We start from the raw sequence: 24,979 nt of genomic DNA, 5'->3' as shown, positions 1-24,979 counted from the left end.
TTTAAGTTACGCAAGTCGAGTGTTAGTCGTTGTACGCTCTAGCGAGAATGATATTGAACAAGCATATACCTAGTAACAGAGCGGCCGGCTTTACTTTAATAGAACTAATAGTAGTGATTATTCTACTTAGCATTTTATCTATATCAGTATTCAGCCGTTTTTCTGGGACTTCGGGTTACGCTGAGTACACCTATCAGGCTAGACTTGTATCCGCGCTGCGTAATATGCAAACCCGTGCAATGTATGACAATCGCGGTGGATATTGTTTTAAAATCAATTTTGATAGCAGCACAGCCGCTTTTGGTCCTCCTACTTTGGATTATACCAGCGGCTCATCAAGCTCAATTAGTGCAACCTGTTCTAGTAATATCGACTTTAATAATCCCGATTATCTTGCTACTACTTCAACTGAGATGGCAAGTGAAGGGGTGGGATTAACTACAACACCCAGTTTTAACTCTATCGATTTTGATGATTTAGGCCGTCCCCAATTAGAAAGCGGAAATTGCAGCGCCACTTGTAAAATTACTATGACCGGTGAATCTGCAGTGTCGGTGTGCATTGAATCTCAGGGGTATATTCATGCCTGCGAGTAAAATTACAGGCTTCACACTGATCGAACTTGTCATCGGAATAATAGTGTTTTCTATTGCACTAGTTTTATTTACCTCCTTGATTGTGCCTCAAGCTATACGCAGCGTAGAGCCCATCTATCAAGTTAGAGCCACTGAATTGGGGCAATCCATATTAAACGAAATTACCAGTAAGTCTTTTGACGAAAAGTCCGATCGCACCGGCGGCACAAACTTTTGTGATGCCGCATGTATTGGCACAGTTAATTTAGGTCCAGATGGCGGCGAGACCCGAGCGAGTTTTGACGATGTGGACGATTATAATGGACTCACTGAATCAGGCGCTGCAATTAAAAATACTTTAGGTGAAAGTACAACAATAGATAATAGTAACCTGTATGAAGGTTTTGCTCTTAGTGTTACTGTTGTCTACGACGCTGACATGGACGGAGTCGCTGATACAGTTGTGAGCAACACTAAGTTAATTACCGTTACTGTTACCACTCCTAGTGATGAAAATATCATTTTTTCTACTTTTCGGAGTAATTACTAGTGTATCGCTCGAATATTATGACCAATAAAGGTTTTACCTTGGTCGAATTGGTAACTGTAATTATTGTATTAGGGGTTGTGTCTGTAGGTATTGCTGGCTTTATTCGTACTGGCGTAGGCATTTATAACGATTCCACTGAGCGCGATCAATTATTAGGCGCCAGTCGCTTTGCCGTTGAGCGCCTTACTCGAGAACTCCGAATGGCGGTCCCTAATAGTGCGCGGGTAAAGGCCAATAACTCTGGCTCTATTGTGTGTATTGAATTTATTCCTTCTGAATGGGTGAGTTTTTATACTAGCTTGTCAGTAAAGCCTGACACATCGACTTCAGCCACTATAGTAGAGTACGCAAATAATCCAATAGGTTTTCAGTTAAATTCTGGCGATTTCGCCATTGTTTATCCAACTAATACCCTCGAAAACAACAACGACGTATATCATTTGGCAAATAACAAACGCAAAGAAATAACTAGCTGCACGGATACTGGGCCCGATACGAGTTGCGATACGGCTGATGATCCTGGAGGAACCGCAGTGCTAACTGTCAGCGGTGCTTTTGAAGATCACTCACCCGCTTCTCGTCTGTATATAGGCAGAAAAACCATCAGTTACTGCGCTCACCAAAATAGCCGCAGTATTTATCGTAATGAAGGAAATATCAGCGAGGAACAGGTTATTTATACTTCAGGCACTTTGATGGCTGAAAACCTCAATAATGATTTTAATAACCCCGATGAAACACCTTTTAGAGTGTATGAGGCGACATTAACTCGTAACAGCATAGTGCATATTTTGTTAGCCTTTGAGCGTAACGAAGAAATCATCAATTTCAGTAGTGAAATACATGTACCCAATGTACCGTAAATACAGTCAGCCATTTTCATTGGCTAGTTTATCTAACCAAAAGGGCAGCATGCTGGTTATCGCTTTGTTTGTGATCATTGTTTTGGCGCTGCTAGGGCTAACGATCACTCGATTATTATCATCATCTTCAGAAACTGTGATTCATGAAGTCTTAGGGCAAAGAGCCCTAAATGCTGCTCGAGCAGGAATCGAATGCGCTGTGTCGGAGGAATTTGGTGGAGGCTGTAACCACCCAATATCAAAAGACTTTAATGGAGTAAGCGGATTAGAAAATTGTAATTACAGCGTCACTCCCACCTCTAAATTGATTGAAGATGGTGCCAAATCCTTTACGTTTTGGACCTTTTCCAGCGTTGGCCAATGCACAGCGGGTAACATTAATGTGACCCGCTTAGTGTATATTGATGCGATGGTAACGTTATGAGAGTAACTATTACCCTAGTACTTTTATTATTATTATTTTTAAAAACCTTCGCAGCTGTTGCAGCGATAATGCCCACTGCCAACTATCGTTTTGATGAACTTTCGTACAGTAATCGAGAAAATGAAGTCATTGACAATATTGGAGGATTTGATGGACGCGCACAATCGGCGCATCCTGTTCCTGGTAAAATATGTAATGCCGTTGATTTCAGTCTAAGTGGCACCAACGATTATGTTGTCTTAGATGAAAATGTGCTGACAGGACAAACAGATTTCAGCGTTTCTGTTTGGGCAAAAACCAATAAACAAACTAACCAAGGCATTTTGTCAGGCTCAGGTGCTAGCTTCAACGAAATGCTTATGTGGTTCAGCAGTCATGTCGAGTTTCGGCCCTTTATAAAAGAGCAGAGTAATGGAGATATACCTATCGCGAGCATTGCTGATGGGAATTGGCATCACTTAGTATGGACTCGCCAAGGAGATAAAAGCTGTATTTATCAAGATAAGGAATTGAAAGGCTGTGTAACTCAATCTACTGCACCACTTGATATACAAAGCTTAATATTAGGCCAAGAACAAGACAGTATTGGCGGTAACTTTGATTCCTCGCAGGCATACAACGGACTAATAGATGAACTATTGATCTACAGGCAAGCACTTTCTATTGGTGATATTAGTACTCTATTTGATAATCAAAATGCTGGACTAAACTTCGATGGTAGTCCACGAACTTGTCCTATCCCTCCCCCTGCTTTACTAGAATATCGTTTCGAAGAAGACTATTGGGATGGTTCCGAAGGAGAAGTGCTCGACAGTACTGACAATAACAATGATGGTAAAGTAAAGTATAACTCAACACCTGAAAACATTTCGCCAGCCTTAACTGGAAAATTAGGCACTTGTGGTTATGCCAGCCTAGATGATGGGACAATTCAAGTAACAGGTTTACCTTTAGATACGACAACAAATGGTGTCAAAACTACCGTCACCTTTTGGATGAATTGGGATGGAACCAACAGCACTATGCCCATCGGCTGGAATGTCTACGATATTTGGCTGATTAATGGTTCAATTGGCTTTAATACTGGAAGTGGTGATGTATATGGTACATCTAGTGCTGGCCTTGCCAATGGCTGGCACCATATTGCCGTTGAATTTACAAATGGCAGCGTAACTAGCAATCGAATGTATATTGATGGCATTGAACAAGTGCTTACTCAAAGGCAAGGCACTCCAAATAATAATCGAGCTTTTGTAGACAGTGAATTTCGAATTGGTGGCTGGGCAATTAATTCTGGATATGACTTTCACGGTTTAATAGATGAAGTGCGTATATATGACTTCTCCCTGACCACGTCTCAAATTGCTACGACTATGGCTGAACGACATACGTGTAAAACCAAACCTATTGCAGAGTATCGATTAGACGAACTTTCATACAGCGATGTTGAGGGCGAAGTAGTAGATAGCATTGGCGGATTTGATGGTCGAGCAAAATTGACACAACCGATAGCCGGAAAAATATGTAATGCGCTGGACCTAAGTGCTACGGGCATTGAAGACTACCTTATTCTTGATGAAAACGTGTTAACTGGTCAGATAGATTTCACAGTGTCGGTATGGGCCAAAACCAATAAACAAACCAATCAAGTTATTTTATCTGGCTCAGGGCGCAACTATAATGAATTGCTCATGTGGTTTAACAGCAAAAGTGAATTTAGGCCTTTTTTAAAAGATAGAAGCAATGGCACTATCCCAATCGCTTCCATAGCGGACGAAAACTGGCAACATCTTGTTTGGACTAGACAAGATGACCGGAGTTGCTTTTATCAAAATAAAGAACTGAAAGGCTGCATTACTCAATCCTCAGCTTCCCTTGATATCCAAAGTTTAATTTTAGGTCAGGAGCAGGACAGTGTCGGCGGTAACTTCGATTCACTGCAAGCCTATGAGGGCTTATTAGATGAGCTAATCATTTATAATGGCGCTCTGTCATCTGACGAAATTGCCACTCTTTACGAAAATCAAAACGCAGGACTGAATTTAGATGGAAGTGCACGAATTTGCCCAACTCCACCAGTGTTACTTTCAGAATACCGCTTTGAAGAAAACAATTGGGACGGTACCGAGGGTGAAATTTTCGACAGTACTGGCAATAACTTCCATGGCAAGGTTAGAACAAACTCTACACCCGAAAATGCTTCCCCAGCTTTAACTGGTAGCTTTGGTACCTGTGGTTATGCAAGTCAGGATAATGGTTCTGTTCAAGTCACAGGGTTGCCTTTAGATACCACAACCGATGGCGTTAAAACTACCGTCACCTTCTGGATGAATTGGGATGGTACCAACAGTACAATGCCCATTGGCTGGTACATTCACGATATATGGATAGTTAATGGTTCAATTGGCTTTAACACCGGGGCCAGTGATGTATACGGTACATCGAGTGCAGGGTTAGCCAATGGTTGGCATCATATCTCCGCAGAATTTACTAACGGTAGCGTTACAAACAATAAGTTGTATATAGATGGAGTAAAACAAACACTCACACAAAGACAAGGAACACCCAATAAGAGTCGAGCCGTTGTCGATAGCGAGCTGCGCGTAGGCGGATGGTCAAGAAATACTAGTTATGACTTTCACGGATTCATAGACGAAGTAAGAGTATACCAAGGTATTTTACCAACAGCCCAAGTCATCGAAGTTATGAATGAACGACATCAATGTGGTGCCATCGCCCCAGACCATTATGAAATAATACATGATGGCCAAGGCTTTACTTGTGAAGCCGAAAGTATAACTATCAAAGCTTGCGCGAATGCAAACTGTGACACTTTGTATGATCAAGAAACCGCCATCACTCTAGCACCTTCTGGCTGGTCAGGCGGTGATACTTTAGTCTTTACTGGGCAATTAACCACCAGCCTAAATATCACCGATGAAAGTACTGTTACTATGGCAAAAACCGCAGCTAATCCCGAGGCCGATCTTTACTGTTTTAATGGTACGACTGAAAGCTGTGACATGACTTTTTCAAATGATGGGTTTGAAATTTACGGCGCAAGTATTGGTGACCCATTGCCAGATCAAATTGCCGCTAATAATTTCGAAAATGTCAATGTAAGGGCGGTTCGCAGCGTTGGTAATGTATGTGAGGCGTTGTTAGAGGGCCCTCAGGAAATTACGTTATCTTATGACTGCGAGTCACCGAACCAATGTCTCACACCACTCAATGATATTAATATTGTGGGTGATGATACAGGTGAAAGTAGTGGCAACATTGCAGTAGTGTTTAATGCGCAAGGAGTAGCGAACCTAGGGCTGCTGAATTATCCAGATGCAGGTAGATTAACACTGAGCGTAGCCGCTGAAATTGATGGTGTCACGTTTGAAAACTCTGATAAAGAACCTGTAGACGTTTACCCTAGCTACTTAAAATTGAGTGTTGCTGAAACTGAATTATTATATGCTGGTGCAGGTAACCAAAATAACTATGTGGCCGCAGACAACTTTACTTTTGTCATTGGTGCTTATGGCAGCAATGATAAATTATTACGAAATTATCAAGCTGAAAACCCAGAATTAAAAGTGGAAAGAGTATCTCCTGTTAGCTCCGGCGAAAACGGTATTTTTAAATATTCGGATTCAGGCACAACAATTTCAGGCGAAGGTGCAGCCTTTAGCAATGCGACAGGTCTAACATTTAGTGATGGGGAACATAGTTACCCATTGGCCCATTACACTGAAGTGGGCCGTATTGAAATAGACGTAAAAGACGCTAATTACCTTGGAAATGAAGTTGCTGTTGCCGACACGCTTGTATTAGGAGATTTCTATCCTGCTTATTTTGATGTTGCCTTAACAGAGATACCGACTTTGGCTGATACATGTAACAATACATTTAGCTATTTAGGTCAGACGGTTGATTTTGATACGCCGCCAGAATTTACGGTAACAGCCTACAACGCCCTTGGCGATAGAACCTTTAATTATAGTGACACTTATTGGAACTACTTGCCTGAAAAACCCACTGCAGCGGAGTTAAGTTTTGTTGATAGCTCAACCTACGCCTCAGTAAACTCTGCCAGTGTGGTTTATTTAGGTGACTTGCCTGTCATTGCAAGCAATAGTAATTATGATGGTTCAGGAACAGTTACCATTAACAATGCTAGTTTTAGATATAACAAAGTCAATCCGACTGACAATAGCGTTTTTGCTCCGGTTTCACCTTTTGACGCGCAACTCACTATGGCATTTACCAGCGATTTTTTTACCAGTTCTTTTGTTGATCAAAATGGCAATGAAGACAGTATTTGTTATCAAGCCAGTCATACTGATACAAACTGTTTAGGTTGGGATATAGAAGAAGTCACAGGCACCCAAATTCGTTATGGTCGCTTGGTATTAGAGAGTACCTATGGACCTGAAACTGAATCACTTAACGTACCGATAAAATCTGAATATTTTAATGCTGACCAGTGGTTATTAAATACCGATGATAGCAATTGCACTAGTATCGATTTCAGCGAAGCCAACAATGAGATTCAATTATCAGATACCACCTTTGCTAACTCGCTTAATAGTGTTAATAGTTCAGGAGTATTAATTGAAGGTGTTGCTGTGGGCAACCAATTCACCCTTGAAGCACCAGATTCAAGCGGCGAGTTAGATATTTGGTTGGACCCCACTGCAACAAACGTCACTTGGCCGACTTATCTTAATTACGATTGGAGTGGAGATGGTTTCATCAATACTGATGACTTCCCTCAAGCTACAGTCACATTTGGTCTATTTCGAGGTAACGATAGGATCATTCATTGGCGAGAAGTATTTAATTAAAGCTAATTTATATAGGGTAAGGCGAATAAAATAACGTTTGCCCACGTAACAAGCTTGCGCTTTTTGTTGTAACTCAATAGCATAGGCTACGCAAAGTTGTGATCTGGTAATCTTATGATCTGGTAAGCCCTGCCCGATTTATGTCATGACAATAAAAATAGTTGCCATCAAGCAACCCGTTTGGAACCGAATAATGAACCGTATAGCTCAATTTTCTATTATCATTGCCCTTTCGTTTAGTCACAACCTTTTGGCTGCCGACTTATCGGTTGCAGAAGTTGAAAATAAAATTTCTGTAAAACAGTCAGAATACGATAATTACAACAGTTCACTCGAAGCTCAAATTGCCAATGCAGCGAGCTTAGAAAGAGAACTGAGTGATCTGCGTCAAAACGCCACACTAGCTGATGCAGATAGACAATCTGCCTTGATTGAAATGAACTTACAATACGAAAAGGTCATTGATGATCCCGAGTTAAATATATCGCCTACTATCGAAACCTACGCTAAAGCAGTAAGAACTCATAAAGCTATCAAAGACGCCATTACTGATAAATACAATCAGTGGCAAAATGAGTTACAAGAAGTGGAGCAGATGCAAATCTCGAAACACAGCCTGCTCAACACTATTGAAGGTTTAAAAGAGCAACTAAACAGCGCACGTATCGATCGCTTATACCAGGAGTTTAACCGTAAGGAAGCCATAGTAGTCAGTCATAACATTGCTTGTGATAAAGACGAAACATTAGCCAAATGTATTAATCGCGGTAAATCCTTAGCTAAGCAAAAAGCCTCAAAACGATTTTTAGACAGTGTTTACGCAGGTTTAAGTGAATCAGATGAAGCTGAAAAAAGAAGACCCACGTCAGATGCTTCAGTGCAAGTCTTACGAAGCGAAGTAGCTGATAGTAACTTTAGTGGCCAAGGTAACTTTAACGTTAAAATGAATTTGGAATTACAAGGTAACTTAAAACGTTCTGAGGGCTGCGAGTTATTAGGATTAGACAGACGATATTGCGTGAATTTTAAGGCTAACGACAATGCAAAAATCACTAAGGTGAAAGTTTCGCCTATGGCGACTGATGAGTCGGTAATGTACGAGTTAACGGTCCGCTCTAACGTGTTTGATGATGAAGTATTCATAGACGGTGTGAGTTACGGCTCTACCAAGCTGCAGGTTATGTTACCGTCAGGTGAACATGATATTGAAGTGGTTAAACGTGGTTATGAATCAAGCCGTCAAAAAGTTTCTTTATCTGAATCTCAAACCCTTAAAGTCGAATTGGATCGTTCACAGTATACTTTTAGCAAAGGCGAACGTATTCAGGATATTCTAGCGGGGGACATACCAGGACCAGACCTAGTAGTCATACCGGCAGGCAGTTTTCGCATGGGAGATATCACGGGTGTTGGCCTAGACAATGAACGCCCAGTGCAAACCCAAGACCTAAAACAATCGTTTGGTATTAGTGAAACAGAAATTAGCGTAAAGGCATTTGAAACTTTTGTAAACTCCACTAGTTATGTAACTGATGCAGAAAAACAAAAAGGATGTGCTGCGTACGAAGATGGACAAGCAGTATGGAAAGAAGATCGAAACTGGCGTACACCAGGATTTAACCAGAATGAAAACAATCCAGTAGTGTGTGTCAGTATGCGCGATGCCAAAGCTTACGTAGAGTGGATATCACAAGCCAGCAATCAAGCTTATAAGTTACCCACTGAAACTCGTTGGGAATATGCAGCAAGAGCGGGCAAGGAAACAGACTATTGGTGGGGCGAAGGTATAAGCACAGACAACGCAAACTGTGGTTGGTGCGGTAGTCAGTGGTCTAATGTTAGTACGGCACCAGTGGGCTCTTTTGAACGAAACGATTTTGGCTTATTTGATACAGTTGGTAATGTCTGGGAATGGACTACCAGTAAACAATCAGATGGTACTGCAGTGGTTCGTGGCGGGGCTTGGAATTTTGCACCACGCTTGGCTCGAGTGTCAACTCGAATGGAATTAGATAGTAGCTTCCGTTCAAACTATATTGGTTTTAGAGTCGTTCGTGAACAGTAAAACTCGATAACAGTCTCGGCGAGTTAGAATTAGACTCAATAATCCTACTCGCTTTAAGTCTTCAATGCAGATTGATACTAATCTTTATCGCCTATTGACCTTGATATTCTATCTCACTCTTGTGTACTTCACCTTTCACATTAAAATGTTTTAAACATCCCTTGATTAAGCCAACAGCTGTGTATGCTCCCTCATTAGGTAAGTCGCTTTTTCTATCATATGCTCTAAAACATCGGCCGAATGAATTCTTTCAACCATATCCATGAATTATGGAAAAACCATGCCTTTCACGATTTTTTCATTTTTTTAAGGTAGTTTTGTAAAGTATCTAATATACGTCCAGAATTAAAAGGTTTAACAATAAAACCATTGGCACCACTTTTAATTGCAGAAGTAACATTTTTTGATGAGCTTTCACCGGACACCATTACAACCATCATTTCCGGATACACTTTTCGGATTTGGTTCAGTACTTCAAGACCACTGGTGTGAGGTAATTCAATATCTAAATACACCAAATTAATATCATGAATTGCGATCCTATCGGGTATTAATTCGCCAGTGGATGAATGAAAAAAATTCACATCAATGTCGGCTTTATTTTCACGAATACAAACTAAAATAGCGGCGCGTAATAACTCTCTGCTGTATTCGACATCATCCACTAATAATATATTAATCGTTATACTCATTTAACACTTCCGCTAACTTCAGATTCAAATTGGTACATTGTTGAACAGCCTCGTCATACTGCTTTTTTCTTAATAATATCAAAGACTGCGAAGCTAACTTAGCTAAAGCGTCGTAACCAAAAGTCTCGGCAGATCCTTTAATAATATGCGCTGAGTTGGTTAAACCTGCATAGTTTAGCGTCTTTATGTTTTCGGTTATATCTGTATTTTGATTAGTTAACTCCTTAAAAAATAAAACTTTTATCTTTGGGTCTTGAGCAAATAAATCAGATCTTTGTGTTTTCTGAACTACGGCATCATTCTTAGCACGCAAGTGTTGTTTTAGTACCGCATACAATTTGCTTAATTCGAGAGGTTTTTTTAACACACCATTAAAACCAAGTGACTCATATTCTTGTATGTCAGCCGCCGTAACGTTCGCCGTTAGCGCATATATCGGGGTGCTAATACCCAATTGTTGAAGCGACTGCACAGCTTCCTTTCCACCCATTACAGGCATTTGAATATCCATCAAGATTAGATCATATTCCCCTGATAGAGCCATTTGCAAGCCTTCCAAGCCATTTTCTGCCGAATCTATTTCGGCTCCAGTTTGCTGCAGGTTAAGGGTGATTAGTTGACGATTTACTTCGATGTCTTCAACCAACAATATACTACCTACTAATGACGGAGCTCCAAATGGTTGAAAGTCAACAGTTTTTCTATCTTTAATAGTGTTGCATTTACCCTCATATTCTTCACAGGCGATAGTAACCGAAAATTTTGACCCCTCTCCCAAAGTAGATTTTAGCTCAACGTCTCCCCCCATTAATTCAACCAAACTTTTAGTTATGAAAAGCCCCAATCCAGTGCCGCCCAAATTGCTAGAAAATTTGCTATCAGTATTAAGAAAATACTCAAAAATCAAAGCTTGTTTTTCAGCAGCAATACCTTCACCGGTATCCACCACATCAATCAACAAGGTACCAGAGTTTGGCTGGAATTTAACATGTACACCAATACTGCCTTGTTTAGTGAATTTAAGCGCATTGTTAAGTAAGTTATGCAACACCTGCTTAAGCCGAGTAGGATCGGTTACTACCCATTCAGGGATATCGGATTCGATTTCCAAAGAAAACTCTAACGTTTCTTTTTTACAGTTAAAAAGATATATTTGTTCTATATCTTTCAGCAAATCAGGAAGATTAAACCTTGTTGGTTGCAGTTCTAAATTTTTATTTTCAATCTTACTAATATCTAAAATTTCACCTAACAATGTTGTTAAGTGACGCCCACTTCCAACTATAGTATTCAGATATTTAATGCTATCTTCGCGACTGACACTATTTTGCAACAGCACTTCGGCAAAGCCAATAATAGCGGTTAGAGGTGTCAATGTGGCATGGCTCATATTAGCCAAGAATTGTGATTTTGCCTGATTCGACTCCCGAGCCTCAGATTTCGCTCTCTCAGCCTCTTGGGTGCGTTCTAAAATTTGTTTTTCTAAGCTTTCTCTTAATTCTTCTAATTCTTGATTACGCTGAAATAATTCAAGAGATTTTTTTTCTAATAGCGCTTCGGCCGCTTGACGAGCTTGTCGCTCACATTGATAACGCTTTTCTAGTCTCTCTTCATTCATGTCGATACTTTGTACGTCGATTTTAAATTGCCAGCTTACTATAGCCAAAAATAGTGTTTTATAGTTGCTTTTGACACTTAATTCACAAAAATGTGTTGAAACCGTTATTTTTATGGCCTTGTTGATGCTCTATACTTGCCCAATTCACGGTGCATTGGTACAGTTAGCGGAATATTTTTCTTATCAACCAAAGTGCGGTTTTTACATGTTCAAAAAGCTACGGGGAATGTTTTCCAACGATTTATCAATCGACCTCGGTACTGCAAATACACTTATCTATATCAAGGATCAGGGCATTGTTCTCAATGAACCTTCTGTTGTTGCAATTCGTCAAGAGCGCGCAGGAGGACCCAAAAGTGTTGCTGCCGTGGGGCGTGAAGCCAAACAAATGTTGGGTAGAACTCCCGGAAACATAAAAGCGATTCGTCCCATGAAGGACGGTGTAATTGCTGACTTCTATGTAACAGAGAAAATGTTGCAGCATTTTATCAAACAAGTTCACGACAATAATTTTTTACGTCCAAGCCCACGGGTTCTAGTCTGTGTACCTTGTGGTTCAACACAAGTGGAGAGACGAGCGATACGTGAATCTGCATTGGGCGCAGGAGCCCGTGAAGTGTATTTGATTGATGAACCGATGGCCGCTGCAATTGGTGCAGGCCTACCTGTTTCAGAAGCAACCGGCTCTATGGTAGTCGATATTGGTGGTGGCACCACAGAAGTAGCGATTATCTCACTTAACGGCATCGTATATTCTTCTTCAGTTAGAATTGGTGGCGACAAGTTTGATGAAGCGATTATTTCTTATATTAGACGTAACTTTGGTTCGTTAATAGGCGAAGCTACAGCTGAACGCATTAAACATGAAATCGGTGCAGCCTATCCAGGTGAAGAAGTAAAAGAAATTGAAGTACGCGGCCGAAATCTAGCAGAAGGGGTTCCACGAGGTTTTACACTCAATAGCAATGAAATTTTAGAAGCCTTACAAGAGCCGTTAACCGGTATAGTATCTGCTGTGATGGTTGCCCTTGAGCAGTCTCCTCCAGAATTAGCATCTGATATTTCTGAGCGAGGAATGGTTTTGACCGGTGGTGGAGCTTTACTTAAAGATCTAGAGCGTCTTTTGATGGAAGAAACAGGGATCCCAGTAGTTATTGCTGATGATCCACTCACATGTGTTGCAAGAGGCGGCGGAAAAGCTTTCGAAATGATCGATATCCATGGAGGCGATCTCTTTAGCTACGAGTAGTAGTTTTGATATTTAATAGTAAACAAGGCGACACGATGTCGCCTTTAGGCAGGCAATAATGAATTTGATGTTTTCTAGTGGCCCCTCCCTGCCTAACAGGTTAGCTCTGGCTCTTATACTTTCAGTGTCACTCATTGTCTTTGATCACAAATTTGATGGTTTCGGCACAACCAGAGTCTATCTCAATTCGCTGGTAAGCCCGTTGCAATATTTAGCTAACTTACCTGGTCAATTACTCAATGCTAGTGCAAGTCGCTTTGTTTCCCACGAACAATTGCTAAACGATAATGCAAAGCTAACCCATGATGCCATGTTAATGAACGGCCAGTTGCAACGTTTGACTTTTTTGCGAGAGGAAAATGACCGGCTACGCAGCTTGTTAAATTCACCCGTTCAAGACAATACTCGCAAAGTTGTGGCTGAACTTATGGCTGTTGATAACAACCCATACAGCCATCAAATAGTTATTAATAAGGGAGCTATAAATGGGGTGTTCGAAGGGCAGCCTGTTTTAGATGACAACGGTATTGTAGGGCAAATCATGCAAGTGAGTTCAACCAATAGCCGCGTATTACTTATTGCAGACGTCACACACGCCATACCGGTTAGAGTTGCCCGAAATAATGTACGCCTAATTGTTTCTGGTTCAGGTAGTTTAGACGAACTATTGATCCAGCATGTAGCCCATAGTAGTGACCTAAAAGAAGGCGACCTATTATTGTCTTCTGGCTTAGGCAATGTCTATCCAGAAGGTTATCCAGTCGCCACTATTACCTCCATTATTCGAGATGAGAGTCGGCCGTTTTCGCAAATTAAAGCAAAACCAGTTGCACAACTTGATCGCTTAAAATACCTATTATTACTTTGGTCAGAACGCACCCTTCAAGAAGAAACAAATACACAGGGAACAGTAAAATGAGCATTCGCAATTACTCGATTGCGCTAAGCATTGTGATTGCATTAGTTTTGCAGATTATGCCGATGCCAGCTATCGCTGACTTGTACCGCCCCGATTGGGTATTACTAGTCCTTAGTTATTGGGCATTAGCACTGCCTAACAGAGTTAATGTAGGGGTGGCATTTTTTACAGGTCTCATTCTAGATATATTATTGGGAACGAGTATGGGTGTGCACAGTTTCGCTATGTGCCTATGTATTTATGTCTTGGTAGTGAATTATAAACGCTTACGTAATTATTCTGTTTGGCAACAATCTATCATCATTGGCATTATGGCCGCATTGTATAATTTGGTGATTTTTTGGTTACAACATTTAATCACTGATATTTATTTTTTGTTTGATTACTTATGGCCCGTAGCCAGCTCTATGGTGATTTGGCCATGGTTATTCTGGTTATTGCGTAAAGTTCGACGTCAACTACGTCTCCATTAATGATGTTATTACTTGCTTCACAGTCCCCCCGCCGAGCTGAATTACTGCGACAGATAGGGATTCCATTCACTCAATTTCCGGTAGATATTGACGAAACAGTACTCCCCAACGAATCCCCCATAGAATACGTGCAAAGAATGGCTCAAGAAAAGTCTTCTATGGGTTTTCAAAAGGCTGACAACAACAATATCGTATTGGGAGCTGACACAATTGTGGTAGCCCAAGGACAGATTTTAGGTAAACCGAAACACAAAAACGACGCTACCCGTATGTTGAATATACTCTCTGATAACACTCACCAAGTATTCACTGCAGTAACCATTGTTAGCGCTAAACAACAAAAAAGCGCGCTTGTTGAAACTCAAGTTTGTTTTGGCCCTCTAACGACACAACAAATAGCATGGTATTGGCAAAGTGGTGAACCGCAAGATAAAGCCGGAAGCTACGGGATACAAGGTCTTGGAGGACAATTTGTGAAACATATTAATGGAAGTTACAGCGCGGTCGTAGGTCTACCTTTATACCAAACTAAAATAATGCTAACTGAATTTGGGGTTGTAAATGAGTGCTGAATTATTAATTAATGTTACCCCTTCTGAATCTCGTGTAGCTTTGATAGAGAGTGGAATATTACAAGAAATCCACATCGAAAGGCACACCAAACGAGGCTTGGTTGGCAATATTTACCGAGGAAAAGTCAGTAGGGTACTACCGGGAATGCAAGCTGCATTTGTGGATATTGGCTTGGATAAAGCGGCGTTTTTACATGCCTCTGACATTGCCATACATAGTGAAGTTGAAGAAGAAGTGTCGCCTAACCATATCGAAAAACGAGATATACGCGAATTAGTTAGAGACGGACAAAATATTGTCGTTCAAGTAGTCAAAGATCAAATTGGCACTAAAGGCGCAAGACTGACCACTGATATTACTATTCCCTCGCGCTATCTGGTATTTATGCCAAGTGTAGAGCACGTTGGTGTATCGCAACGAATTGAAGAAGAAGCAGAAAGAGAACGACTAAAAGCCCTAGTCCAAGGTTTTTGTAGCGAAGACGGAGGGTTTATTTTACGTACTGCAGCCGAGGGCGTAAAAGAACAAGAACTGACTCAAGATGCCGATTTTCTTAAACGTTTATGGCAAAAAATTCGTTCACGAATGAAAAACAAATCCCACATATTGTATGAGGATTTGCCGTTAGCACGTCGGGTGCTCAGAGACTTTGTGGGAACGAAATTAGATCGCATTAGAATTGACTCAAAGTTGTCATTACAAGAATTACAACAATTTACCAAAGAGTATGTGCCGGAACTGCATAAACTCTTAGAATATTATCCTGGCGAAAGACCCATTTTTGATTTGTACGATGTTGAAAATGAATGTCAGCGCTCATTAGAAAGACGAGTAGATCTAAAATCTGGTGGATATTTGATTATCGACCAAACCGAAGCCATGACTACAATCGACATTAATACTGGCGCATTTGTGGGTCATCGTAATTTAGAAGAAACCATTTTTAATACCAATATTGAAGCAACTCAAGCGATTGCACGACAACTTAGGCTTCGTAACCTAGGTGGCATGATCCTAATTGACTTTATCGATATGACAGTCGAAGACCATAAACGAAGAGTAATGCATAGCCTTGAGTTAGCCACAAGTAAAGATAGAGCAAAGATTAATATTCACGGTTTTACTGTGTTAGGTTTAATAGAAATGACCCGTAAAAGAACCCGTGAAAGTCTAGAACATGTCTTATGTGGCGAATGCCCAGTATGTAAAGGCCGCGGCTCTATTAAAACCGTCGAAACAGTGTGTTTCGAAATTATGCGCGAAATTGTAAGGGTTAATCGAGCATACGACGCAGATAAATTTGTGGTTTATGCGTCACAAGATGTGGCGGACGCTTTGTTAGGAGAAGAGTCACACATGTTGGCTGAACTTGAAGTGTTCGTCAGCAAACAAATTAAGGTTCATACTGAGCTACTGTACAATCAAGACAAATTTGATGTTGTTATGATGTAAGCGGCTTATAAAAGTGACCCCCAGACTTTCGACATTGTCATAATGTGAGCAGATTAAAACCGTGAATACCAAAACCAAAGGCGCATCATTTTATGTCGCCTACTTGATCAAAAAACTCTGGGCACTGGTTGCCTTGAGTTTAGTTGTGGTTGCGGTGGTTTTAAGTGTTGCACGTTATTCTTTGCCGTATATGAACGAACAAAAAAATTATTTAGAGCTTTGGCTGTCCGGTCAAGTGGGCGCTCAAATCAAAATTGGCGAAATAACTGCAAGATGGCAAGGTATAGGACCCGCTATCGTTCTACGCGATATTCAACTCATCCAAAATGAGCAATCGCCATTGAATCTTACCATTGCCGAAACATCCATTGAAATCGATTTTTGGCAATCTGTTTTGGCCTGGCAAATTCAATCTAATAAGTTTGATTTACAGGAAATGGAGCTAACCGTTGATGTAGCGTCTATTAGCCAAAAACAGAACAATTACCCCATAGTCGATGCTTTAGAAAAGTTGTTTTTGCAACAGCTACAACTGTTTTCTATTAGTCAAAGCAAAATAATAATCAACACAGCAAACAATCAGCGACAAGTCGTGCTGATTGACCAAGTGTCATGGGTCAATAAAGACGAGCACCATCAGGGTGTGGGGCAAATGCAAATTGAAGAAATTGCAAAGAATTCTTCGTCATTTATTCTGGATTTATATGGCAATCAAGAAACCCTATTTGGCACCTTTTTCGCCAAAGGAGAAGAAGTAGACCTATCCCCTTGGATTGAACATTGGGTCCCCAGCAAACACGAATTACTTGAGAGTCGTGGCAGTTTTGTTATGTGGGCAACCATTAGAGAAAAATCACTTCAATCGGTGCAGCTTGATCTCTCTAATAGCCGTTTTGACTGGCAACATCCCAATCAAGATAACTCAGAAAATAACACAAAAGTGGCGGTACTGGGTGGCCAAATAAATGCCAGTCCTGTGAATGATGAGTGGCTATTTAATCTCAATAATTTGACCATGCAAATAAATGATAACGTGTTGGTCTCAAATTGGTTGGGTAAAGTAGACAAAACTGGCGCCTTGTCGTTACAGCATAAGCAACCACTGCAAGTGGCAACTGTGTTGCCAATGTTAGCCTTAGCATTGGAGGCAAGCCAAACGGAGCTAATTGAATCACTGCAACCTCAAGCCATATTGGATTCGATAGATATTCATCGCACATTAAATGGTGACGTGGCAATTAAAGCCGCAATTAGCGACTTAACCTGGCGACAAACCAAGGCGATTCCCGGTATGTCAGGTATGGCAACTGAGTTAAATTGGTTCAATGGTAACGGACGCTTAAACTTAAAAAGTAAGTCGGGGCAACTTTCAATTAATAGATTGTTACCAGAAGATATTGAATACCAACGTTTTTATGCCGATTTATTTATTGAGACCAATGCTCATGGCGTCGATATTAGCTCTGAAAATGCCCTTTTTAAAAGCGACCTAATTAGTTTAAGCCCGCACTTTTACTATAGTAGTCACAATCAACACTTAGCGTTATCGACCCAAATTGAAGCCGTTGATGTTAAGCAATTACCCCTACTTTACCCTTCAGAACTGATGGGGAAAGACACCAAAAAATATCTCACCAACGCGTTGCAACAAGGTCAAATAGAAAATGCGCAATTATTGTGGCACGGCCAAATTAAGCAATTTCCCTTTGAACAGAAGCAAGGCGTATTTCAGGCGCAAGTAAAAATAAACAATGGGGAATTAAAATTTGCGCCACAGTGGCCAGCGCTAGACAACTTTGATGTCAATTTACTTTTCGAAAATAAAAGCCTCACGATGACTAGCCAAAAAGGCAGCCTATTAGATGTAGAACTAACAAACTTATCAGCCAAAATCCCGCAACTCGCGTCAAACGCCGTATTAACTATCGATGCGAATGCCCAAGCCAGTGGAAAACAAGTAACAGAATTAATGTTACAAAGTAATCTAGCTGATACGCTCGGAAAAACACTACAACAAGTGCAAGTCAATGGCGCGTTAACAACCCAATTGAATTTAATGATCCCCCTTTCAGGCAAAGAGTTAGTAGCCAAAGGAGAGGTGCTACTAACCGAAAACAAGGTTGAGTTACCTAGCCTCAATATTTTGCTGGAAAAAACCAGTGGCACAGTCAGTTTTGTCAACAGCAAAATAGATACTAGCGATTTACAGGCGCAATTGTTACAGCAACCGATCAAATTCAAAGTAAACGGAGTGCAGCAAACCAATGGTTACCAAACGGATATTAATATCACAGGAAACTGGGAGGTCACTCCGTTACTTGAATTATGTTCTTCTGGCTTGACTCAATATCTCTCGGGAAACAGCAGCTGGTCAGCGGATATCGCACTGACGCTACCCGGCCAAGGTTATGAATATTCAGCGCAAATATTTAGCGACCTCACCCAAATTGACTCAGATTTACCCTCCCCATTTGCTAAGACCTCAAAACAATCTTTACCTCTTTTAATTACTAGTCAGGGAAATGAGCAAGCTTCTTCAATAAAAGCTACCTTGGGATCGGAAGTTGAATTTAACGGCAATTTACCTCACAACAATATGCAATTTTCTCGAGCACATTTATCTATTGGTCAATCAGACATGCTAGGGATGGGCCTAGGTTTTAGTATCTCAGCAAATATGCAGGAGTTAGATGCCACTCCTTGGTATAACGTAATCAACGCCCTTATCGGTGATCTCCCTGACGATAACAAAACCCCCTTAATAGAGGCGCCAAAACGTATTTTCATCACTGCAGATAGCGCACTAATCGCTTCACAGAGGTTTACTGGATTAGAGATGGTGGCAAAAAATACCAGTGATAGCTGGCTGTTTGACATCAATGCCAAAGAAACCCGTATGGAAATGACCTTATATAAAGATTGGCTAAATAAAGGAATCGATATTGAGGCTGACTTTATCGAATTGACACAATGGCAAAGCACTCAACCTACTAACGATGAGATACAATCTGAAACACCGATTGAATTTGCTGCCAATATTGACACTTTGCCTCCGATTAGCTTTTCTTGTGAACGGTGCCGTCTAATGGAAAATGATCTTGGAAAGATTGATTTTAGTTTGTCCCGCTCAGCCACTGGTATGAAAATCGATCAAGTACGTTTAAATAATGATCATGGTTTATTTTACGGTTCAGGCGATTGGTTTTTAAATAATGGTCAAAGTAGCACTCGATTAAAAGGAGAATTTAGTAGCTCCGATTTTGGCGCATTCCTGAAAGGTTTTGATTTAGATTCTGGGATCAAAGATTCGAAAACCAGCTCCAAATTCGATTTGAGTTGGAAAAGCGCTCCATACGAATTTAACTTCGACAGCCTTAATGGCCAAATTGAATGGCGCTTGAGCGATGGTTATTTAACCGAAGTAAGTGACCAAGGTTCACGAATATTTAGTCTACTAAGTCTTGATTCATTGGTGCGTAAACTGCAACTTGATTTTAGAGACATATTCGCCAAAGGTTTTTTCTACGATAAAATTAATGGCAGCTTTCAGCTAGAAAATGGTATCGCTTACACTGAAGATACTTTAGTTGATGGTGGAGCAGGAGAAATCTCTATGCACGGTTATACCGACCTGAATGCTCAACAATTAAATTACCAAATCGAATTCACCCCAAATGTCACATCCAGCTTGCCAGTAATCGTGGCGTGGATGATCAATCCTGCTACCGCATTGGCAGCGCTTGCGCTAGATCAGATGCTGACATCTGCCAAAGTTATTTCAAACATCAAATTCTCATTAACTGGCTCTTTGGATGATCCTCAACTCACTGAGTTAGGACGAGACAGTAAAGAAGTCTCTTTACCTGCGAGCATAACGCCGCAGGTGGAACCCCAAAAACCTGACCAATCTAACTTGCAATTAGATCCTCAGGTTAATAACCAAGAAACTGTTGAGGGAGCAAAAAGTGGATAACGTCCGTCCTAATATTGTCGCTATTCAGATGACATCTTCACCCTTAGTCGAAGAAAACCTAAAATTTGTTGAGCAACAGCTGCAAAAATTACCTCCTCAAAGACCCTGTTTAGTTGTGTTGCCTGAATGTTTTGCTTGTTTTGGCGGGGGTGACCAATTGATGCTAGAGATAGCGGAAGATTTAGATCATGGCCCAATACAACTTAAGCTAAAAGACTTCGCTAAACAATACGGCGTTTGGATAGTAGCGGGTAGCTTACCAATTCTATGTTCTACGACCAATAAGTTCACAGCTTCGAGTTTGTTGATTAGTGACCAAGGGGAAATAGTCGAAGAGTATCAAAAAACACACCTCTTCGATGTCCAAGTAGCAGACAATACCGGGACCTATCAAGAATCACGCTACACCCAATCAGGTAATAAACTTATTGTCGCTGACACTCCATTTGGCATTCTAGGCTTAGCTATTTGTTATGATATAAGGTTTGCGGGTATGTTTTTAGCAATGAACCAAATAGCACAACTAGACGTCTTGGCTTTACCTGCTGCCTTCACACAGCAAACGGGCCAAGCGCACTGGGATGCTTTGCTTCGGGCACGTGCTTTAGAAAATCAGTGTTACATTGTTGCCGCGAATCAAACTGGCAAACATAGCAATAAACGACAAACTTATGGTCACTCCTGTATCATCTCGCCTTGGGGCGACAAACTAGTTGAGTTACCCCATGATACCGGCATGATCCATGCTCAAATTGATCACCCATTACTCGCTGAAATTCGCACTAAAATGCCAGTTTATCAGCACAACAAATTCAGGAGTCACCTTGTCTAATTTGGTTGAAGAGAACTTACTAGATGCATCAAATCTAACCCGAGCCACATTAGAAACAGCTCTAGGTACCATATATCAACATGATAATGATTTCGCTGATTTGTATTTTCAGTCAAGTCAACATGAGACCTGGGTACTAGAAGACGGCATCATTAAAGAAGGTAGCTACAATATAGAGCGCGGTGTAGGTGTGCGTGCGGTCAGTGGAGAAAAGACAGGATTTGCCTACTCTGATGATATTTCCCCTGAAGCACTGCTCAAAGCAGCAAAAGCCTCAAGAAGCATCGCCAATTCAGGTGGCAAACACAAAGTCACTGCGCTTACGCAAAGTCACCCAGCTAGTCGCTATCATAGCGAAAATCCACTTTTGGGAATGCAAGAGCAAGAAAAGATCGCTCTGTTACGAGCCGCAGATGAATATATCCGAAAACAAGAAAGTGCCCTCAGCCAAGTAGTTATAAGCATCAGTGGTGTGTACGAAGAGATTTTAATCGCAGCAACAGATGGCACATTTTGTACCGATATTCGTCCGCTTATCCGTTTTAATTGTTCAGTATTAATGGAGAAAGATGGCCGTCGTGAAAGAGGCAGCTCAGGTGCCGGAGGAAGATTTGCCTATGATTATTTTGTCGCCAACGATGATGGTAGACCTCGCTACCAACAAGTGGCTGATGAAGCGATTCATATGGCCAGAATAAATATGCAGGCTATTCCTGCACCGGCAGGGCAAATGCCGGTTGTACTTGGTAATGGTTGGCCGGGTGTATTGTTACATGAGGCAGTAGGCCATGGATTAGAGGGCGACTTTAACCGTAAAGGTGCGTCTACTTTCAGTGGAAGAATTGGTGAACGAGTTGCAGCCAAAGGTTGTACTGTTGTAGATGATGGCACATTAGCAAATAGACGTGGCTCGCTCAGTGTTGATGATGAAGGCACTCCTACCCAATACAATGTGTTAATTGAAGACGGTATTCTCAAAGGTTACATGCAAGACAAACTCAATGCTCGATTAATGGGTGTTGCCCCAACAGGGAATGGTCGCCGTGAATCATACGCCCATTTGCCTATGCCAAGAATGACCAATACTTATATGTTAGGCGGAGAATCTTCACCCGAAGAAATTATTGCTTCAATTGATAAAGGGATTTATGCACCTAATTTTGGTGGTGGTCAGGTCGATATCACCTCTGGCAAGTTTGTATTCTCCACATCTGAAGCTTATCTAATCGAAAAAGGCAAAATCACCAGTCCAATCAAAGGCGCGACCTTAATTGGCAATGGCCCAGAAGCGATGCAAAAAATATCCATGATAGGTAATGACTTGGCCTTAGATAGAGGCGTTGGGGTATGCGGTAAAGACGGGCAAAGTTTGCCCGTTGGTGTTGGTCAACCCACCTTGAAAGTAGATGAGTTAACTGTTGGCGGTACCGCTTAACTTTTTTCTAGTTTAGTGTCACAACAAATGTTACCACTGAAACAATTCCACTTGGCGAAACCACTTCAGCATTAACTGTTGCAGTGGTCGCTATTCCAGTGGTTTCACTGAGATTATTGGTTAGGGTAAAATCAACACTAGAAGCACTATTTGAATTTGTAGATCTCATTACCGAATTAATTTGTCCTGCCAATAAACCCGAGCTGGAGGTAATAGTAATAGTCGAATTACTGGCTACAGGTTGATTGGCTGTATCTGAAAATCTCAATGTTAAATTGATTATTTCGCCACGATCTAGTTCTATTGTTGGCTGGGAAGCACTCTGATGATTGCTGAAAATAACCGAGTTTCCTTGATTCAATATATCCAAAAATGCTTCTGAACTAGCCGAGACTAGCTCCATCGCACGACGCACATGTAGGGTGTTAGCAGTCCCCTCACCACAAGTACTAGCGGTCGTACACTGCGGACCATTAAACAGGCCATCTGGACCATCGAATTGACCGTTACTGTTATAGTCTAAAAATATTTCAAATGAATCTCTAATATTATTCGCGTTATCATCTCGCCAAGCTTCGCTATGGTCCACAAATCCAGTGCGCACAACCTGACTGGTTCTAAATCCACTATCAGTATTATCTCTAATTGCTGAACCATCTGCATCGTCATAGCTATTATTGCCGTTGGCATCAAACAAGGTTTCATGACCTATGGCAGTAGCTAAGATAGTGATCCTATGATCTGTTGTTCGTGGCTCAGCACTGGTCCAAACTACACTGCAAGTGCCGCTAGTTGTCACGCAACTAGGCTCAATAAACCCACCTTCAGTAGTGAAACTCACAGAAGTACCATCTGGCACCGGATTATTAAAGGTGTCAGCTAAACGAGCCACCACGTTGACAGTTTGACCACTAATACTGTCAGCCTCTGGATTTAAGTTATCTGCAGAAAGTGTAAAACTGTTTTGGTCGGGTAAACCTGTATTTACTGCCAATAAGTCTGACTGAGTCAGCACATTTGTACCTGTGTCTGTTTGAACTTCAGCGGTTACTCTAACTGAAGTAGGCACATTTCCAGAGGTGACTCTGGTGCTTACCTGTCCCTGAGAATTGGTTATGCCTGTAACAGGAGATAAACTCAATCCACCGGTTTCAGTATTCAGTGAAAAGACCACATACTGCTGTGCAAGTGGATTACCCAAGGTGCCATTAACTTGAAACACTAAAGTCGAAATTGTTTGGCTATTTTGGCCACCGGTACCTTGTAATACCAGTTGCGTGGGCTCTGCGGAAATAAACGTAATAGAGCCCACTGATTCTGCAAGTATGGAAATGGAGCGAGTGATGGAAACTGTGGATTCGTTTACAACAAGAGATGCAACTATCACATCCTCATTGCCGTCTCCGCCAGCACAGCTTAAGTCTTCATAGGTAGCAAACGCTTCACCATTTACGGTATTAACTTGCTGATCAATATTGGCAAAACCGTCCTCGGCACAACTAGAAGTAAACGTAATTGGAGTTTGTGTCAAAATGCGTTGATCGTTTTCGTCTACTAGTGCTAAGGAAACACCCAAGGTTGCGCCTGCGCTAATTTCAACATTGCCAACTGCGTCAGATGCGCTTATGCCTAATTGATTTTCTACAAACACACCGTCAGAATCAAAATGTCCCACTCTAACAATTTGTTCGCTAGTCACATCCAATGCTTGTATTTCGAAATTAAGTGATGTTAATAATTCTTCATCATCAACTATTGTGAGGGCTGTTACCTCAGCAGCACCAATATCTGCGTCCTCTGGTGTTAGCGTTACCTGTGCGATACCAGAGGAATCAGTTAGGGCATTATCTGTACTCAGGCCACCTCTTCCCACTGTAAAACTTACGATAACATTCTCAACTGGTAGTGCATTTTCATCGCTAACATATGCGCGAATTTGAACTTGTTCGTTCACTTTAAAGCGGTTAACAGATTCACCATTTTTAAGGATACTGAGATCTATAGATAATTCAGGTATATAAGGTGTATCAATTGCTAGAAACTCATAACTTTTTTGCGAACTAACCTCATCAAAACTAGCGACTAGTGTCAAAGCTCCAACATCGCCGCTACTACTCTCTATGAATATCTCAGCAACACCATTACTGTCGGTAAGTTTAGATTGCTCAGAAAGCTGTTCAAGCCCAGTCGCAAAACTAACAATTTCTCCCGAAACTAGTTTTGAACCTTGTTTCAATGTTGCTTGAACACATACAGTCTCACCTGCAGTAAAACTAGCGACAGCCTTAGTGTCGCAGTGCTGATCGAGAATAGCTAAGGAAAGACTATAGGTATCTGATGTTGTACCTGAACCAAAGGGATCACTGCCATTGTCGCCTGACACTCCACCACAACTGCTTAGTACAAGCACAGCAAAAAAAACAAAAATAAAATTCATTCGCATAAAAA

Annotated in this window: 17 protein-coding genes; 14 read left to right on the top strand and 3 right to left on the bottom strand. The window is 41.2% G+C overall.

Annotated elements, in window-relative coordinates:
* Positions 1 to 47 precede the first annotated feature (47 nt).
* From ABJK37_RS21330 to ABJK37_RS21305, 6 genes are all read left to right on the top strand, one after another.
* A complete protein-coding gene (locus ABJK37_RS21330) occupies positions 48 to 596 on the top strand; it encodes a prepilin-type N-terminal cleavage/methylation domain-containing protein (protein ID WP_348358047.1) in 549 nt (182 codons plus the stop codon).
* Positions 583 to 1,125, top strand: a complete 543-nt coding sequence (locus tag ABJK37_RS21325; RefSeq protein ID WP_348358045.1) for a prepilin-type N-terminal cleavage/methylation domain-containing protein — start codon at positions 583 to 585, stop codon at positions 1,123 to 1,125. The genes ABJK37_RS21330 and ABJK37_RS21325 overlap by 14 nt, the downstream gene beginning before the upstream one ends.
* Entirely contained in the window at positions 1,125 to 1,988 is an 864-nt protein-coding gene (locus ABJK37_RS21320; protein WP_348358043.1) for a type II secretion system protein, read from the top strand. Before ABJK37_RS21325 ends, ABJK37_RS21320 begins: the two co-directional genes overlap by 1 nt.
* Entirely contained in the window at positions 1,969 to 2,412 is a 444-nt protein-coding gene (locus ABJK37_RS21315; protein WP_348358041.1) for an MSHA biogenesis protein MshP, read from the top strand. Before ABJK37_RS21320 ends, ABJK37_RS21315 begins: the two co-directional genes overlap by 20 nt.
* The gene (locus ABJK37_RS21310; protein WP_348358039.1) at positions 2,409 to 7,250 is read left to right on the top strand and encodes a DUF6701 domain-containing protein; all 4,842 of its coding nucleotides are present in this window, start codon (positions 2,409 to 2,411) and stop codon (positions 7,248 to 7,250) included. The genes ABJK37_RS21315 and ABJK37_RS21310 overlap by 4 nt, the downstream gene beginning before the upstream one ends.
* 193 nt (positions 7,251 to 7,443) lie before the next feature.
* Entirely contained in the window at positions 7,444 to 9,315 is a 1,872-nt protein-coding gene (locus ABJK37_RS21305) for an SUMF1/EgtB/PvdO family nonheme iron enzyme (RefSeq protein ID WP_348358037.1), read from the top strand.
* Between the two features lie 287 nt (positions 9,316 to 9,602).
* Here ABJK37_RS21305 and ABJK37_RS21300 read toward each other — a convergent pair whose 3' ends face one another.
* Positions 9,603 to 10,007 carry a response regulator gene (locus ABJK37_RS21300; protein WP_348358035.1) on the bottom strand — a complete coding sequence of 135 codons (405 nt, stop codon included), beginning with the start codon at positions 10,005 to 10,007 and terminating at the stop codon, positions 9,603 to 9,605.
* Positions 9,991 to 11,625, bottom strand: coding sequence for an ATP-binding protein (locus ABJK37_RS21295; protein WP_348358034.1), 1,635 nt, complete (start codon positions 11,623 to 11,625; stop codon positions 9,991 to 9,993). The genes ABJK37_RS21300 and ABJK37_RS21295 overlap by 17 nt, the downstream gene beginning before the upstream one ends.
* A 205-nt stretch (positions 11,626 to 11,830) precedes the next feature.
* Between ABJK37_RS21295 and ABJK37_RS21290 the strand changes: the two genes are divergently transcribed.
* From ABJK37_RS21290 to tldD, 8 genes are all read left to right on the top strand, one after another.
* On the top strand, positions 11,831 to 12,874 hold the full coding sequence (locus ABJK37_RS21290) for a rod shape-determining protein (RefSeq protein ID WP_348358032.1): 1,044 nt from the start codon (positions 11,831 to 11,833) through the stop codon (positions 12,872 to 12,874).
* Positions 12,875 to 12,932: 58 nt separating this feature from the next.
* The gene (gene mreC, locus ABJK37_RS21285; RefSeq protein ID WP_348358030.1) at positions 12,933 to 13,793 is read left to right on the top strand and encodes a rod shape-determining protein MreC; all 861 of its coding nucleotides are present in this window, start codon (positions 12,933 to 12,935) and stop codon (positions 13,791 to 13,793) included.
* Positions 13,790 to 14,266: a rod shape-determining protein MreD gene (gene mreD / locus ABJK37_RS21280; RefSeq protein ID WP_348358028.1), complete on the top strand. Its 477-nt coding sequence runs from the start codon at positions 13,790 to 13,792 to the stop codon at positions 14,264 to 14,266. The genes mreC and mreD overlap by 4 nt, the downstream gene beginning before the upstream one ends.
* 2 nt (positions 14,267 to 14,268) lie before the next feature.
* Positions 14,269 to 14,838, top strand: coding sequence for a Maf family protein (locus tag ABJK37_RS21275; RefSeq protein WP_348358246.1), 570 nt, complete (start codon positions 14,269 to 14,271; stop codon positions 14,836 to 14,838).
* A complete protein-coding gene (gene rng / locus ABJK37_RS21270) occupies positions 14,828 to 16,291 on the top strand; it encodes a ribonuclease G (protein ID WP_348358026.1) in 1,464 nt (487 codons plus the stop codon). The genes ABJK37_RS21275 and rng overlap by 11 nt, the downstream gene beginning before the upstream one ends.
* A 61-nt stretch (positions 16,292 to 16,352) precedes the next feature.
* The gene (locus tag ABJK37_RS21265) at positions 16,353 to 20,264 is read left to right on the top strand and encodes a YhdP family protein (RefSeq protein ID WP_348358023.1); all 3,912 of its coding nucleotides are present in this window, start codon (positions 16,353 to 16,355) and stop codon (positions 20,262 to 20,264) included.
* Positions 20,265 to 20,292: 28 nt separating this feature from the next.
* Entirely contained in the window at positions 20,293 to 21,096 is an 804-nt protein-coding gene (locus tag ABJK37_RS21260) for a carbon-nitrogen hydrolase family protein (RefSeq protein WP_348358244.1), read from the top strand.
* Positions 21,089 to 22,531, top strand: a complete 1,443-nt coding sequence (tldD, locus tag ABJK37_RS21255) for a metalloprotease TldD (RefSeq protein WP_348358021.1) — start codon at positions 21,089 to 21,091, stop codon at positions 22,529 to 22,531. Before ABJK37_RS21260 ends, tldD begins: the two co-directional genes overlap by 8 nt.
* A gap of 7 nt (positions 22,532 to 22,538) precedes the next feature.
* On the opposite strand, the gene ABJK37_RS21250 is transcribed toward tldD, so the two are convergent.
* Entirely contained in the window at positions 22,539 to 24,974 is a 2,436-nt protein-coding gene (locus ABJK37_RS21250; RefSeq protein ID WP_348358019.1) for an Ig-like domain-containing protein, read from the bottom strand.
* Between the last annotated feature and the right edge of the window lie 5 nt (positions 24,975 to 24,979).

It is taken from the genome of Paraglaciecola sp. (assembly GCF_039964565.1).
In the GTDB taxonomy this organism is placed as follows: Bacteria; Pseudomonadota; Gammaproteobacteria; order Enterobacterales; family Alteromonadaceae; genus Paraglaciecola.
This window is presented reverse-complemented; position numbering and strand designations above follow the sequence as displayed.